This window comes from Microbacterium sp. A94, from assembly GCF_051842855.1.
In the GTDB taxonomy this organism is placed as follows: domain Bacteria; phylum Actinomycetota; class Actinomycetes; order Actinomycetales; family Microbacteriaceae; genus Microbacterium.
The window spans coordinates 92,280-108,070 of sequence record NZ_JBPXMU010000005.1; the positions used below are offsets into that span (position 1 = coordinate 92,280).

The 15,791-nt window shown below is 65.5% G+C and carries 12 protein-coding genes; 5 read left to right on the top strand and 7 right to left on the bottom strand.

All coding sequences use genetic code 11. The features are described from left to right. Positions 1–39 precede the first annotated feature (39 nt). Together sucD and sucC are read right to left on the bottom strand one after the other, a co-directional pair. Positions 40–942, bottom strand: a complete 903-nt coding sequence (gene sucD / locus ACSU1L_RS13365; RefSeq protein ID WP_438253165.1) for a succinate--CoA ligase subunit alpha — start codon at positions 940–942, stop codon at positions 40–42. An 18-nt stretch (positions 943–960) separates the two neighbouring features. Beyond that, positions 961–2,127, bottom strand: coding sequence for an ADP-forming succinate--CoA ligase subunit beta (sucC, locus tag ACSU1L_RS13370; RefSeq protein WP_438253164.1), 1,167 nt, complete (start codon positions 2,125–2,127; stop codon positions 961–963). A gap of 113 nt (positions 2,128–2,240) precedes the next feature. On the opposite strand from sucC, the gene ACSU1L_RS13375 reads away from it, so the two are divergent. After that, the gene (locus tag ACSU1L_RS13375; protein WP_438253163.1) at positions 2,241–2,906 is read left to right on the top strand and encodes a TetR/AcrR family transcriptional regulator; all 666 of its coding nucleotides are present in this window, start codon (positions 2,241–2,243) and stop codon (positions 2,904–2,906) included. Between the two features lie 4 nt (positions 2,907–2,910). Here the strand turns inward: ACSU1L_RS13375 and ACSU1L_RS13380 are convergent, their stop codons facing one another. Beyond that, complete coding sequence (locus ACSU1L_RS13380) at positions 2,911–3,399, bottom strand: hypothetical protein (protein WP_438253162.1); 489 nt, start codon at positions 3,397–3,399, stop codon at positions 2,911–2,913. A gap of 31 nt (positions 3,400–3,430) precedes the next feature. Between ACSU1L_RS13380 and ACSU1L_RS13385 the strand changes: the two genes are divergently transcribed. Continuing rightward, the gene (locus ACSU1L_RS13385) at positions 3,431–4,894 is read left to right on the top strand and encodes a phytoene desaturase family protein (protein WP_439256111.1); all 1,464 of its coding nucleotides are present in this window, start codon (positions 3,431–3,433) and stop codon (positions 4,892–4,894) included. A gap of 132 nt (positions 4,895–5,026) precedes the next feature. Next, a complete protein-coding gene (locus tag ACSU1L_RS13390; protein ID WP_439256112.1) occupies positions 5,027–6,070 on the top strand; it encodes an ATP-dependent DNA ligase in 1,044 nt (347 codons plus the stop codon). A gap of 22 nt (positions 6,071–6,092) precedes the next feature. Here the strand turns inward: ACSU1L_RS13390 and ligD are convergent, their stop codons facing one another. Together ligD and ACSU1L_RS13400 are read right to left on the bottom strand one after the other, a co-directional pair. After that, positions 6,093–7,157 carry a non-homologous end-joining DNA ligase gene (gene ligD / locus ACSU1L_RS13395; protein ID WP_438253159.1) on the bottom strand — a complete coding sequence of 355 codons (1,065 nt, stop codon included), beginning with the start codon at positions 7,155–7,157 and terminating at the stop codon, positions 6,093–6,095. 39 nt (positions 7,158–7,196) lie between these two features. Beyond that, positions 7,197–8,306 (bottom strand): SseB family protein, encoded by a 1,110-nt coding sequence (locus ACSU1L_RS13400; RefSeq protein WP_438253158.1) that lies wholly within the window; start codon positions 8,304–8,306, stop codon positions 7,197–7,199. Positions 8,307–8,345: 39 nt separating this feature from the next. Between ACSU1L_RS13400 and glsA the strand changes: the two genes are divergently transcribed. Further along, positions 8,346–9,725, top strand: a complete 1,380-nt coding sequence (gene glsA, locus ACSU1L_RS13405) for a glutaminase A (protein WP_438253157.1) — start codon at positions 8,346–8,348, stop codon at positions 9,723–9,725. 3 nt (positions 9,726–9,728) lie between these two features. Here the strand turns inward: glsA and ACSU1L_RS13410 are convergent, their stop codons facing one another. Then, positions 9,729–12,209 (bottom strand): ATP-dependent helicase, encoded by a 2,481-nt coding sequence (locus ACSU1L_RS13410; RefSeq protein WP_439256113.1) that lies wholly within the window; start codon positions 12,207–12,209, stop codon positions 9,729–9,731. 77 nt (positions 12,210–12,286) lie between these two features. Between ACSU1L_RS13410 and ACSU1L_RS13415 the strand changes: the two genes are divergently transcribed. Further along, positions 12,287–12,682, top strand: coding sequence for a YccF domain-containing protein (locus ACSU1L_RS13415; protein ID WP_438253155.1), 396 nt, complete (start codon positions 12,287–12,289; stop codon positions 12,680–12,682). A 63-nt stretch (positions 12,683–12,745) separates the two neighbouring features. On the opposite strand, the gene ACSU1L_RS13420 is transcribed toward ACSU1L_RS13415, so the two are convergent. Beyond that, a complete protein-coding gene (locus ACSU1L_RS13420) occupies positions 12,746–15,685 on the bottom strand; it encodes a lamin tail domain-containing protein (RefSeq protein WP_439256114.1) in 2,940 nt (979 codons plus the stop codon). Positions 15,686–15,791: the final 106 nt, after the last annotated feature.

Genomic DNA, 15,791 nt, shown 5'->3' on the forward strand with positions numbered 1-15,791 from the left:
CCAGGGTGGAGCCCGGGGCCTTCACTATCAGTCTAGTACTTAGAGCGACTCGACGATTGCACGCATGAGGTCAGCCGCCTCGGACGGGGTCTTCCCGACCTGGACGCCAGCAGCCTCGAGTGCTTCCTTCTTCGCCTGCGCGGTGCCAGCAGAGCCCGACACGATGGCGCCTGCGTGGCCCATGGTCTTGCCCTCCGGAGCGGTGAAGCCCGCGACATAGCCGACGACCGGCTTCGTGACGTTCGCCTTGATGTATTCGGCGGCACGCTCTTCAGCGTCACCACCGATCTCACCGATCATGACGATTGCCTTGGTCTCGGGGTCGGCCTCGAACGCAGCGAGTGCGTCGATGTGCGTGGTGCCGATGACGGGGTCGCCGCCGATGCCGATGGCGGTCGAGAAGCCGAGGTCGCGCAGCTCAAACATCATCTGGTAGGTCAGGGTTCCCGACTTCGAGACGAGGCCGATCGGGCCCTTGCCGGTGATGTTCGCCGGCGTGATGCCGACGAGTGCCTCACCGGGCGTGATGATGCCGGGGCAGTTCGGGCCGATGATGCGGGTCTTGTTGCCCTTGCTCTTCGCGTACGCCCAGGCTTCCGCCGAGTCGCCGACGGGAACACCCTCGGTGATGACGACGAGCAGCGGGATCTCGGCATCGATGGCCTCGATCATGGCGTCCTTGGTGAAGGCGCCGGGAACGAAGGCGATCGACACATCAGCGCCGGTCTCCTTCATGGCCTCTTCAACAGAGGCGAAGACGGGCAGCTCGACCGGGTTGCCTGCGGCATCGGTGTGCGAGACGGCAGTGCCGGCCTTGCGGGCGTTGACGCCACCGACGACCTGGGTGCCGGCCTTCAGCATGAGGGCGGTGTGCTTGGTGCCCTCGCCTCCGGTGATGCCCTGGACGATGACCTTGGAATCCTTGTTCAGGAAGATCGACATATCTCTAATCCTTCTGTCTCAGGCGTTCGCCAGCGCGGCGGCCTTGTCAGCGCCCTCGTCCATGGTGGCGGCGAGGGTGACGAGCGGGTGGGCGTACTCGGCGAGGATCGCGCGACCTTCGTCGACGCGGTTGCCGTCCAGGCGGACGACGAGAGGCTTGGAGGCGGTGTCGCCCAGAGTCTCGAGGGCGCCCTTGATGCCGTTGGCGACGGCGTCGCAGGCGGTGATGCCGCCGAAGACGTTGACGAAAACAGACTTCACCTGGGGGTCACCGAGAATGACGTCGAGGCCAGCAGCCATGACAGCAGCCGAGGCGCCGCCGCCGATGTCGAGGAAGTTCGCAGGCTTCACGCCACCGTGGTTTTCACCGGCGTAGGCGACGACGTCGAGCGTCGACATGACCAGGCCCGCACCGTTGCCGATGATTCCGACCTGGCCGTCGAGCTTGACGTAGTTCAGGCCCGACTCCTTGGCCTTGGCCTCGAGCGGGTCCGCAGCATCCTTGTCCTCGAGCGCTTCGTGCTCGGGGTGACGAATCTCGGACGCGTTCTCGTCGAGCGTGACCTTGCCGTCGAGGGCGATGATGGAGCCGTCTTCGGTGCGAACGAGCGGGTTGACCTCGACGAGCGTCGCGTCCTCACCCTTGTACACCTCGTACAGCTTGACGAAGACGTCGGAGACCTTCTCGATGAGGTCTTCGGGGAACTTCGCGGCCCGGGCGATTTCGACGGCCTTGGCCTTGTCGATGCCGGTCAGCGGGTCGACCTCGATGCGAGCGAGCGCCTCGGGCCGCTCAACAGCGAGTTCTTCGATCTCCATGCCGCCCTCAACCGAGCAGAGGCTCAGGTAGGAACGGTTCGCACGGTCCAGCAGCACAGAGAAGTAGAACTCCTCAGCGATGGCTGCACCCTGGGCGACCATGACGCGCTTGACGATGTGGCCCTTGATGTCGAGACCGAAGATCGTCTTTGCTGCTTCGTATGCCTCGTCGGGGGTCTTGGCGACCTTTACGCCACCAGCCTTGCCGCGGCCACCGGCCTTGACCTGAGCCTTGACGACGACGACGCCGCCAATCTTCTCCGCAGCTGCTTTCACCTCCTCGGGGGTGTCAGCAACGATGCCGGCGAGAACCGGCACCCCATACTTCTCGAAAAGGTCTCGTGCCTGGTACTCGTACAGATCCACTGTGCTTCCTTCGCTGGGCTGCGGTCCGGAAAGTCTCTCGATGTCGAGATATCGACCAGTATCAAATCTTACTACCTCTAGATGAGCGGTCCCGTCGGTCTAGGCTTCTCGCTATGCATGAAACCGCAGAACCGCGCACCGGCGTCGTGGCCGCCGCGCTGAAGCTGTTCCAGGAGCAGGGCTTCGACCAGACCTCGGTCGAACAGATCGCCAAGGCGGCTGGAGTCTCTCGATCAACGTTCTTCCGCCAGTTCGGCGGTAAAGAAGATGTGGTCTTCGCCGACCACGAGGCACTGCTGGAAGATTTGCGTGCGTTCCTCGCCGAAGGGCACAGCGACCCGTGGGAGGCCGTCTGCCAAGCGTCCCAGCACGTGTTCTCGCACTTCGCGCACGACCCGGAACTGGCCAGGCTGCGCTACCAGATCGTCCGCCGAGTACCGGCACTGCGCGAACGAGAGATCGTGACTGTGTTCCGCTACGAGCGGCTGTTCGATGACTACCTGCGTCGTGCGCTGCCGGGAATCGACCCTCTGGATGCCGTCGGCTTCGCCGCCATCGTCACCGCGGTGCACAATCATGTGCTGCGACAACTGTTGCGGGGCACGAAGAAGGTGGCGCCGTCTGTGCTGCAGAACGCACTGGACGATGCTCGCCGTCGCTATGGCGTGTTCCCGGATGCCGCAGGCTCTGCCCCCGACGACATGGTTGTCGCCGTGTTCCCCCGCGCGATGCCGCTCGCGGAGGTTTCACGGCGTCTTCAGACGCGGCTCGAGCGATAGTCGCTCAGCAGCTGCAGGTGCCCGAGGCAGTGCGCACCATGAAGCAGACATCGCACACGCCGTAGTCTCGCTCGATCGGTTTAGCTACGCGGGCCACCCGCGGCTCTGACGATGCCGTTGCCGCCTTTCGCGGTGTGCGCGACGATGCCGCCGGTGCAACCGGCCGGAATTCGCTGGGGTGCGTGACGTAGAAGTACGGCGCGCGGCCCTCGCTCGCCCGCAGGCGCAGCGTTGTGGAGCCGACGACGATCTGCTCGTCTTCGGCGAAACCATTGGTGTAGGTCTTGCCGATGTGCAACGCGGTGCCACCGTCGCGACGGACCGCTTCGATGTAGCGACCGCGGTCGATGAAGGACGAGATTCCAACAGCATCCGTGATCGCTGTGATGAACTCGTGGTTCGCAGGTTCGATTCGGTGCGCGCGCAGCGCCTCCGGGAGGTTTCGGTAGGGACGGGATGTGCCGGCGGGCGTTGGCCCCTGAGTTTCGTTCATCTTCTTCAGGATCCCATGGAAGACTGAGCGTGTGGCACAGGCAACCATCGTCGGCAGCGGCCCGAACGGGCTATCCGCAGCAGTGACGCTCGCACGCGCAGGATATGACGTCCGCGTTGTGGAGGCATCCGACACGATCGGCGGCGGTGTGAGCACTGTCGATTCGACGCTTTCCGGATTCCGCTACGACGTCGGCTCGTCCGTGCATCCTGCGTCCCTCGCTTCCCCGTTCTTCCAAGCGTTCGGGTTAGCCGAGCGCGTTGACTGGATTCGTCCGGAGATCTCGTACGCCCACCCTCTCGACAACGGCCGCGCCGGCATCGCGTGGCACGACATCGAACGCACTGCAGCGGGACTGGGCGTCGACAGCCGTGCCTGGTTGTCGCGCTTGCGTCCGCTCAGCCAGCACATCGACGGTGTGGTCGACTTCACCGGCAACCAGATGCTGCGCATCCCCCGCGACCCGCTCACAGCAGTGCGCTTCGCGTTGCGGATGCTAGACCAGGGCACACTGCTGGCGCGCTCGTCATTCCGCACGGATGAGGCGGCAGCTCTCATGTCGGGGGTGCTCGCACATGCCAACACCCCGCTGCCATCGCTTGCGGGAGCGGCAGCAGGTCTGCTGCTTGCCGCGCAGGCGCACGCTGGCGGCTGGATGTACCCGCGCGGCGGTGCCCAGAAGATCACCGATGCCCTTCTCGCCGATCTCGAGGCGCATGGCGGCAGCGTCGAGACCGGTACGCGCATCACTGATCTGTCCGCACTCGATTGGGGAGACGCCGAGCGGGGCGATGTGCTGCTGCTGAACTCGTCGCCGCGCCTTGCGCTCACGCATCCGGATATCCCCAGCCGGTATGCCCGAGCGATCGCCTCGTACCGCTACGGCCCTGCGGCTGCAAAAGTCGATTTCGCGCTCGATGGGCCGGTGCCGTGGACGAACGATCAGGTCGCCCAGTCCCCCACCGTGCACGTCGGCGGCACGCAGGCCGAGGTCTGGGCGAGCGAGAATGCTGTGGCGAAGGGGCACGTCAGCGACCGGCCGTATGTGCTCGCTGTGCAGCCGTCCGTCCTCGACGACACCAGAGCGCCGGAGGGCAAGGCGGTGCTGTGGTCGTACATCCATGTCCCGCAGGGGTCGGATCTCGATGCCACCGAGCTCATCACCCGCCAGATCGAACGATTCGCCCCGGGTTTCCGCGAACGGATCCTCGCGCATTCGTCTGTTCCCGCATCGTCTCGAGAGGCGATCAACCCGGCGAACATCGGCGGTGACATCCTCGGCGGCGCATTCACGATCCCGCAGGCGATCCGGCGCCCCGTGCTATCGACGGCGCCGTGGCGCACGCCGATGCGCGGCGTCTATCTGGCGTCAGCATCCACCCCGCCCGGTCCTGGGGTGAACGGCATGGCCGGCTGGCACGCTGCGCGCACCGTGCTGGCGGATGCCGGTGTCCGCAGCCGCACGTTGCTCGGCGAGCTGTTCAGCTCCCGCTGATTCCGCAGGTACAGGTGTCGGTCGATTTCCACACCTGTCAGCCCATCCGGCGTGTTTCCGGCCGGCACACGTGCTGTTCGGCTGACGCCTGTACCCCTTCCGCGACCTGCGAGATGGCGCGAGGATGGACGCATGCGCTACGAGATCCCCACGCCGATGCTCGCGAAAGCCGCCGCCGCCGTACCTGACCCCTCGAAGGCTGCGGGTGGGATGCTGTTCGAGCCGAAGTGGGACGGCTTCCGCGGGCTCATCGCGTGGGACGGCGAAACCGTCGAGATCGGTTCACGCGGCGCAAAGCCTCTGACGCGCTACTTTCCCGAGCTCGTCGAAGCCATGCCGCAGATCCTCACGGCTCCGTGCTTGCTCGACGGCGAGATCGTCGTCGCAACGGGAGAACCCGGGTCCCAGCGGCTGGATTGGGAGGCGCTGAGCCAGCGCATCCATCCGGCAGCGTCCCGCGTTGCACTCCTGTCCGAACAGACACCGGCGATGTTCATCGCGTTCGACCTGCTCGCCCTCGGCGAGGAGATGCTGCTGGATGAACCGTTCGCGCAGCGCCGCGCGCGTCTCGAGGAGTTGCTCGCCCCGGCCCAGCATCCGCTCCACCTCACTCGCACGACGACCGACCGTGACACGGCCGTGCGCTGGCTCGCCGAGTTCGAGGGCGCCGGCCTCGACGGCATCGTCGCGAAACCGCTCGACCAGCCCTATGCGCCCGGAAAGCGCACGCTGATCAAGGTGAAGCATGCACGCAGCGCCGACGTGGTCGCGCTCGGATATCGCATCCACAAATCCGGCTCCGGGGTTGGTTCGCTGCTGGTCGGTCTGTACGACGCGGATGGGGTCCTGCGCCAGGTCGGCGGCGTCGCGGCCTGGAGCGATAAGCGACGTCAGGAGCTCATCAACGAACTAGCGCCAATGGTTGAGCGTGACGATGCGGGTGCAGCGGTGACCGCCGAAGGAGAGCGCAGCAGGTTCACCGGCTCGAAGGACGTCTCCTTCGTCCGGCTGCGTCCCGAGCGCGTGCTGGAGGTGCGATACGACCAGCTTGAGGGAGCGCGTTTCCGACACACGGTGCAGTTCGAGCGCTGGCGCCCCGACCGCGACGCCCGATCGTGCACCTACGACCAGCTCGAGACCGTCGCCGGTTACGACCTTGACGACGTGCTCGCCTGACTGCAGCGCGAACGGGGCCGGGTCAGCCCTCGATCGGGTTGCCCTCTGCGTCCCAGTTCTCGGCGACCATCTTGCTGGGTTGCACGCGCGGCGGCTCACCCGGCATCTTCGGGAAGTCCGGGGGGAACGACAACTCGCCGAGCCCGTTGTCGAGATCTCTCATCCACCAGCCGAGCAGCGTGTCAATCCGCCCGGGTGCTGTCTGAATATCGGCCCATGGATCGCCGATGTCGGCCAGACGCTGCGGGATGCTGCGCACCGTGAAGACCGTCGGATCCAGTCCGTCCAGTTCGTCCCATTCCACCGGCGTCGACACCGTTGCGGCGGGAAGCGCACGCGGGCTGTAGGCACCCGCCATCGTGCGGTCGCGATTAGCCTGATTGAAGTCGACGAATATGCGCTCGCCCCGTTCTTCCTTCCACCAGTTCGTGGTGACCTGCTCAGGCATGCGGCGCTCCAGCTCTCGTCCTGCGGCGATGACCGCGTGACGCACGTCGAGGAACTCCCACTCCGGCACGATCGGGCAGAACACATGCAGGCCGCGGTTGCCGCTGGTCTTGATGAAGGGCTCGAGATCGGCTTCTCGCAGCACCTCGCGGAGACCATGCGCGGCGGTGACGGCATCCGCGAAGTCCGTGCCCGGCTGCGGATCGAGGTCGATGCGCAGCTCGATCGGGTTGTCGGTGTCGGACGCAAGTGACGCCCACGGATGAAAAACGATCGTATTCATCTGCGCAGCCCAGACGATCGCGCTCGGCCGGTTCAGAACGATCTGCGGATGCTGCCTGCCGCTGTTGTAGGTGACGGTCACAGCGTCCACGAAATCGGGCGTGCTCTTGGGTGGGTTCTTCGAGAAGAAGCTCTCGCCGCCGATGCCGGCGCGGAACCGTTCGAGCGACACCGGCCGGGCACCATTGGCATTCAGGAATGGATCGGCGACGACCTGGAAATACTCAGCGAGCTCCGCCTTCGTGATGCCGGCCCCTGAGCCCGGCGAAGGCCAGATCACTTTGTTCGGGCTCGACAGCTCGACTTCTCGCGCTCCCTCCGGGTCGGCGATCGTCAATGTCACGCGCTCACTGGCCATGCACCGACCTTAGAACGGCACCGCCGCGAACGGTAGTGGTCAGTCGCCGACGTCGACTGCGAGCACGAGCACCGCGGCGAGCGCATCCCGCTCGACGAGGATCGACGGTCCCGCCGGGTCGACGATCACACCGGCGATCGCGCTGTGCGTGGTGAGAACCTTCGCCAACTGCTCCGGTGTGAACGGCATCGGCTTGTCGCTGCGGCCGAGTGCAACAACCTCGAGCGGATGCGAGAAAACCTGCAGGTAGCGCTTGCCATCAGCCGTCTGCGCCTCAGCGATACCGATCTGGCCTCCGCCGCTGCCGTCGTTGACGGCCACGTAGACCTTGCTCTTGGCGAGCGCGTCACCGACCTTCTTCGCTGTGTCCTGTTCACGCGGGGCAGCGATCAACGTCTTGACGGCCATCGCGGGATCGGCCTGCTCAAGCGCCTTCGACAGGATCTCGGTCGGGAAAACAGCACGGTGCACACCGGAGGCGTTGTCGAGGATGATGCCGCTGAAGTTCCCGGAGACCACCTGCTGGAGCACCGCTGTGACCGGCTGCGCAACGGCAGAGGTTGCCGTCGGCTCGGTCTCGCGTTGCACAGAGTCCCGAACGGCAACAGCCGAACTGAACGCGAGCATGAAGGCGCGCTCGCCGTCTCGGACCACGGCGATCGACAGCGGCTTGCCCTCGGCGATCTGCGTTCGGGCATCACCGTGCACGCGCAGGTACAGGTGCCCCTGCATCATCTGACGCAGCACCCCGATCAGCTGCTCGTTGCTCGGGCCCTCTTCCAACTCGGCAAGCGCCGTGCGCAGCAGGACGTTGTCCTTCATGCCCGGCACCGATTCGGTCTGCTCGGGCGGAAGAGCAGGTGCCAGCGGGAGCGTGCGCTTCTCCGGCACGAGCGGCGTCGCGGTGGGGTTCTTCGGCGCGACAGCCTGTCGCGCGGGGGCTGGCGCATCCGGATCCGGAAGAGTCACCTGCGGGCCGGCATCGGCACCGACGCCGCGGAACGCCTGCACAGAGATGCCGATCTGTGGCACGGGTTCGCTCTGCACCGCATCCGCGGGAACTTCTTCGTCCGGGGCATCCGCCTCGGCAGAGGTCTGTGATTCGGGAACGACGTCGTCGGTCTTCTTGCGGCGGGAGAACAAAGCCATATCTGTCAGCCTATCCCGCACGGCCCGTAGCATGGGGCCATGGCAGCGCCCGAGAAACTCTCTGACATCGTCACCACGTTTCTCGATGTCGTGCACGACCGTCTCCTCTCTGACCGTCGCGGCACGGTCGCCGATTACATCCCGCAATTGGCAAGCGCGGACCCCGAACTGTTCGGTATTGCCCTGTGCGGTCTCAACGGGCGCGTGTACGAGAGCGGCGACACGGGTGTCGACTTCACAATCCAATCGGCGTCGAAGCCGTTCGTGTACGCGCTCGCGCTCGATGACCAGGGTTTGGATGCTGTACATGCACGAGTCGGCGCCGAGCCCAGCGGCGAGGCGTTCAACTCGGTGAAGCTGGAAGCGGGCACCGGACGGCCGCCGAACCCGATGGTCAACGCCGGGGCGATCGTCACAACGTCGCTTGTTACCGGCAGCTCGCCCGAGCAGAGGTTTGCCCGCATTCTCTCCCGCCTCAGCGCGTTCGCCGGCAGGGATCTGAGCGTCGACGAGACGGTTTTCGCGTCCGAGGAGGAGTCCGGCGACCGAAATCGAGCATTGGCCTACCTCATGCGCAGCGCCGGATCGCTCACCGCACCGGTGTCGGAGACGCTCGACACATACTTTCGCCAGTGCTCTGTGCTCGTCACTGCCCGCGATCTCGCGGTGATGGGGGCGACTCTGGCGAACGGCGGGGTGAATCCGCTGACGCACGAACGGGTCACGAGCGCCGAAACCTGCCAGCACGTCATGACCATCATGGCCACCTGCGGTATGTACGACTATGCCGGCGAGTGGTTGCTGCGCGCCGGGCTACCGGCGAAGTCCGGCGTTGCCGGTGGCCTGGTTGCAAGTTCACCGGGTGAGTTCGGCCTTGGCCTGTTCAGCCCGCGGTTGGATGCCAGCGGTGCGAGCCTCCGCGGCGTCGTGGCCGCGCAACGCCTCGCGAACCGGTTCGGCCTGCATGTGCTGCACCGCCCGCTCACCCTTTCGGCCGCCGAAGTGACGGCGGCGAATGATGAGCTCGCCGCGGGATTGGGGGCCGAGCAGGATGCCGTGGCCACCCAGATCCTGCAGGAGAACGCCGACGACCTCGCCGTATGGCGGCTGCGCGGGTACATCGACTTCGACGGAGCGGAACGACTGCTGCTCGATCTGGACGCGTGGCTTGACGCTCGTCCGGCGGACCGCGAGTCGCCGGCGGTCATTGTTCTGGATCTCACCGAAGTCACACAGCTGCAATCGGTCGCGGTGTGGATGCTGGCGGCCCTGGCCACCTGGTGTCGTGAGCGGGGGATTCGTGTGATCGCGAGCGACCCGCAGGGCCGCAGCCTCGGCGTCGCGGGGCTCTCGCAATCTGCCGACTTCGACGACGCCGTTCGCGACGCGGCAGCCGGTACCCAGCAGGACGAGGACTGAGCGTTACAGCTTCTCGATCGGAGCGATCTTGATGAGCAGCTTCTTCAGGCCCGCGGCGTCGAAACGCACGTGCGCGATGCGCTTCGCACCTTCGCCGGTGACGGCATCCACTCGTCCCTCCCCGAAGTCGGAGTGACGGATGCGGTCGCCCGCGGTAAGTTCGAGGTCGCCGTTGTCGCGCACCTTGCCGGTGACCCTGTTGGGGAACTTGTCCATCGAGGTCGATAGCGGCTTGAGTCCGTCGCGCGCAGCGAGCGGTTTGACCGCGAACCGGTCGTTGCCGCCGCCTCCTGCCCCTGCCGAAGCGCCATAGCCTCCCCCACCGAACCCGCCGCGCCGCGCATTCAGTGCACGCGACTGCATGCCACCACGCGAATTCACGTCTCCCGGCGACTGACGCCAGTCGACGAGTCCGGCAGGAATCTCTTGCAGGAACCGGCTGGGCATGGCGACGGTGACCTCGCCGAACTGCGCCCGGGTCATGGCCAGCGACAGGTGCAGGCGCTTTCGTGCCCGGGTGAGGCCGACGTAGAACAGGCGCCGCTCCTCCTGCGGGCCGCCAGGTTCCCCCGCCGAGATTCGATGCGGGATGAGGTCTTCTTCGACGCCGGTGACGAACACCGCGTCGTACTCCAGCCCCTTGGCCGTGTGCATCGTCATCATCGACACTGTTCCCGACTCGTCATGCAGATCGTCCGCATCCGAGACGAGTGCGACCTCGGTGAGGAAGTCGACGATCGTGCCCTCGGGGTTGTTGCGGGCGAAATCACGCGCGACCGCGACGAACTCGTCGAGGTTCTCGACTCGAGCTTCGTCTTGCGGGTCGCGGCTGGCGCGGAGCGTGTCGAGGTAGCCGCTCTTCGAGAGCAGCACGCTGAGACCGTCGGCCACGGCTGTCGGCGGCGGCACTTCGCCGGATGCTGGCAGCATGAGTGCGGTCGCCTCTTTCAGCACAGCATCCAAATGGCCGATCGCCGTCTGAATCTTCGGCCCGACGCCAAGCTGGCTGGGAACGGACAGGGCGTCACGGAAGCTGATGCCGTTCTCTTCGGCGAAACGGCCGATCGCCGTCTCGGTGACCTCGCCGATTCCGCGGCGCGGCTTGTTCAGGATGCGGCGCACCGCCATGTCGTCGGCGGGATTCGACACCGCGACGAGATAGGCCAGCGCATCTTTGATCTCGGCACGGTCGTAGAACTTCGTGCCACCCATGATCTTGTACGGCACAGCCGAACGGATGAAGATCTCTTCCAGAGCGCGCGACTGCGAGTTGGTCCGATAGAAGACCGCCATCTCGGAGTACGGCATTCCCGCCCGGCGAAGCACCTCGACCTCATCGGCGACGAACTGCGCCTCGTCGTGCTGCGAGTAACCGGTGAAACCGACGATCTTGTCGCCGTCGCCCTTATCGCTCCAGAGCTTCTTGTCTTTACGATCGAAGTTGTTGCCGATCACCGCGTTCGCGGCCGACAAAATGTTCTGCGTCGACCGATAGTTCTGCTCGAGCAGCACCACCTTGGCACCGGGGAAATCGCGCTCGAACTCGCTGATATTGCGGATGTCAGCGCCGCGGAACGCGTAAATCGACTGATCGGAGTCACCGACAACGGTGAGCGATGCCCCCGCGACAGGATCGACTGAGGGAGCGTCGAAGATCATCATGCCGCTGTCGCCGTAGGCTTCGCCGTCTGCCTCACCCGAGACCGGCTTCGTCAACTCGTGAATCAACGAGTACTGCGCATGGTTGGTGTCTTGGTACTCATCGACCAGGATGTGCCGGAACCGGCGGCGGTACGTGTCGGCGACCTTCGGGAACGCCCGGAACAGGTACACGGTCTGGCCGATGAGGTCGTCGAAGTCGAAAGCGTTGGCCTTGCGCAGGTTGCGCTGATAGTCGGCGAATATCTCGACGAACTTGCGTTCGGCGGGGTCGCTCATGTTCGCATCGCGCGAGTAGGACTCAGCGTCTTGCAGTTCGTTCTTGAGCTTCGAGATCCGCGACTGCACGGATGCCGGGGTCAGCCCGTAGGCGTCGGCCTCGTGCTCTTTGACCAGACGCTTCAACAGCGCCCGCGAATCGCCGGAGTCATAGATCGTGAACGACTTGGTGAAGCCGAACTGTTCTGCTTCACGGCGCAGGATCCGCACGCAGGCGGAGTGAAAGGTGGAGATCCACATGCCCCGAGCAGCTTCGCCGACGATGTCGGCAACACGCTCGCGCATCTCACCGGCGGCCTTGTTGGTGAAAGTGATGGCGAGGATCTGGCTCGGCCATGCTTCACGATTGCGCAACAGCGAGGCGATACGGCGCGTGAGCACGCTGGTCTTGCCGGAGCCTGCCCCGGCGACGATCAGCAGCGCCGGACCACGGTAGGTCACGGCGTCGAGCTGTTGCGGGTTGAGGCCGGAGAGGTGGTCGTCCTGATCGCCGGCAGACGAGCGTGGGCCAGCGGATTCGGGAACGATGAGAGGTGCGTCGGTCATGTCTCTACGAGTCTAGGCCGGGCCGCCGACGTTGCGATCCTGGCGCTTTCAGGGTCTCGAGTGCCACAATCATGCTCATGCGCACGATATTGAACATCATCTGGGTGATCCTCGCCGGCTGGGCGCTCTTCCTGGGTTACATCCTGGCCGGAGTCCTGTTGTGCATCCCGATCATCACAATCCCCTGGGCGATCGCCTCGTTCCGCTTGGCGGGCTACGCGCTGTGGCCGTTCGGTCGGCAGGTGGTCGAACGTCCGACTGCAGGGGTCGGGGCATTCCTCGGCAACGTCATCTGGGTGATCCTCGCCGGCTGGTGGCTGGCGATCGGGCACATCGTCTCGGGCGTCGCCCTGTGCATCACGATCATCGGCATCCCGATGGCGATCGCCGATTTCAAGATGGTGCCGATCTCGCTCATGCCGCTGGGCAAAGAGATCGTCTCCACGCGCCGGGGCCCCTTCGACGCGAAGTGATCCGCACACGCAGGTGAAAGCCGAGGCGCCGAGGAACGACTGTTCCTCGGCGCCTCGGTGGTGTCAGACTCGCTGCCTGCGGCGGCGCGCAACCAGTGCGATCCCCCCGGTCAGCAGCAGCGCGAGCGCCATCACGGAAGCGCCGATCGGCAGCTCAGTTCCCGTGGTCGCAAGTGCGCCCTCCCGTTGGGCCGGTTCGCCCGGTGCGATGGGGCGCTCGGGGGCGTTCGGCTCAGTCGGAGCGTCGGGGGTGCCCGGCGCTTCAGGCTGAGTCGGCGTCTCAGGCTGAGTCGGAACGGTGGGCTCTGTCGGTGTCTCCGGCTCCACAGGAACCTCGGGCTCGACAGGAACCTCGGGCTCGACAGGAACCTCCGGCTCCACAGGAACCTCCGGCTCCGCGGCGACCGGCAGCGTTCCGGTGCGCAGCGACTCAGAGGCATAGCCGTCGGCGAACCACCACACCGGACGCTGATCGTCCACCGCGAGCGAGGACGGCGCCGTGGCGAAGCCCTCGTTGTTGATGTCAGGCAGACCTGCTGGACGGGCGAACTGCGCGATGCCGGGATCAGCTGTGCCGTTCAGTGTGATCTGCGCGGAGCGCCCCTGGCATCCGTCGTCGCACACGGCCCACAGAACTCCGAGAACGGAGTCGTAGTCCAGGCTCATGACGCCGGCAAGCCCGGGGTCGATCGTCGAGACGAGCTGCGCTGAACCGTCTGCGGCGAGCGCGAAGGCGTACACGCCGCCGCCATCCTCGACCGCGACGAAGAACAGTCCGTCGCCCGCGTACGCCGACGGATCGTATGCTGCCTGCGTGTTGTCGTCGAAGAGCATGCCCGCGAGCATCTCATCCGAGACCCACTCGACCGCTTCGATGCCCAGGTTCGCGCCGACTGCCGGAAGCAGTTCGGTGAGATCCCATTCGTTGAGCGCGATGAGGTCGGGGCCAGCTTCATCCGGATCAACCTGCAGCACCGTGTTCTGGTTGACGCCCTTCACACTGTTGTCGCGCTCGGATGCGACGTAGACGAGGCCATCACCGTCGACGGTGATGCCTTCGGTGTCGGGTCCAGCGGCGCCCGGGGCGTCAGCATCCCTCTGAAAGCGCACCCGCTTGCCGTCTTCCCAGCCGTCCACAAGCGCGACTGAGCCATCGGCAGACGCTTCAAGCTTCCAGATGCGTCCCTCACCATTGTCAACGGCCCAGAGGAATGCGCCGTCGGCGGTCTCCTGCACGTCGAGCCCCGAGCTGTCCTCCAGGAAGGTCGGCACGGTGTCAAGAACCCGTACGTCGGCGGAACCAGGCCACGGCGTGACGGCGATCTCGCCGACGCAGACGTTGGCTGCGCCCGGGGTGGGCTCGGCGGTCTCAGCGAACGGTCCACTGATGTCCGGGCAACGACCCCATGTGGTGGCCGCGTGGGCTTCGCCCCATGAGACCTGGTCAACCAGCTGGTCGCCATCGAAGACCCGGACCGTGTCGTCCTTGCCGATTCCGAAGTCGAAATCATCGAGCACGAGGTAGCCGCCCGCGGGAATGCTGGTGGCAGGAGGGATGACGTACTCGTGCGAGTCGTCGTCATCCTTCACGATGATGCCCGAAATATCGAGGGCAGCATCGGTCGGGTTGACCAGCTCCACCCAGTCGGGCTCACCATCCGACTCGACCTCGTTGATGCGTACCGGGTTGCCGCAGGCGTTGCGGATGCCTGGAGTGCCGACTGCGACGTCGACGAAGTCGCCCGTACCGTCCTGGCAGCGGGCCCAGAAGCCCTCCGCGTGCGCGGCGTAGGCATGCTCAGCGACGGTCAAGCCGTCGGCATTGCGGATGGTGACTGTGTCGCCGTTTCCGAGGCCGAAGGTGAAGTGATCGGTGCCGTTGAACACGAAGTACCCACCGGGCTCGAGGATCGTGCCAGCGGCCAGGGGAGTCACATCCGCGGCGTGGCCCGCCGGGTCGTTGTCCATGAGCGTCCAGCCGGAGATGTCGAGCGGCTCCGTGCCGGTGTTGACGATCTCGGCCCAGTCCGGCGAGCCGTTCGAGTCGATCTCGTTGATGCTGATCGTCGGCGGGACGCAGTTGTTCGCCGCGCCCGGAGTTGCGTAAGCGAGGGAGAACTCTCCGACGCCATCGAGGCAGCGCGCGAGCGTGGCCGCGATCTCGTCACCGTCGATGTTGGCGTGGCCCTCCCACGCGCCGGTCCGATCAGTCAGCACACCGGCACTGTCGAAGAGCCGGATCTCGTCGGTGCTGCCGATGCCAATCGGTGCGTCGAAGCGTGCAAGCTCTCCATCGACGATGCCGATCGAACTCGCCTCTACGACGAGGAACTGCCCGGCTGCGATCGATGTCCCGTCCTGGAATGCCCAGCGGTGGTCATCCGAATTGTCGCGAAGCTCGTAGCCCGAGATGTCGAAGGATTCGGTCCCGGGGTTGTACAGCTCTACCCAGTCGGCCGGACCCGAGTCGACCTCATTGAGCAGGATCGATCCGGCGACTGTCGCAACGGTGCAGTCGTTTGCGGCGCCAGGCGTCGCGGTAGTCGCATGCGCCCACTCGCCAGTGCCGTCGGGGCAGCGGGCGAAGGTCGCGATCGGCGAAGTGTTCGCATAGAGGTAGGCGTCGACCTCGACGCTGTCGGCGTCGTAGAGAACGACCTCATCGCCCTTGCCGAGACCGAAGTCGAAGTCGACATCGGTGACGAGCACAGCGAATGCACCCGGGGCGAGAACCGTGCCGTCTGCGAACGGCGTGCTGAATCGATCACGCTTGTCGTCCGAGATCGTCCAGCCCCCGATCGCAACGGTCTCGGTGCCGGCGTTGTAAATTTCGACGCGGTCGCTGTGGCCGGAAATGTCGTCGTAGATGATCTCGTTGAGGACGACACCCGAGCCGGGTGTCTCAGGCTCGGCACCGAGGGCAGAGGTAGGAACAGCGAGCAGCAGAGCAGCGCTGAGGGCGCATACCGCTGTTGTCGCGAGTCCGCGTTGCAGGCGGGACATATGACTCCATGGTCAAGAGGCGGGCGGGGTGCCCCCAGACCATCGAGTTGCGCTTACGCCTCCGCGTCGGAACGGTGTACTACACATGAACAGCGGCTGTCCGGCG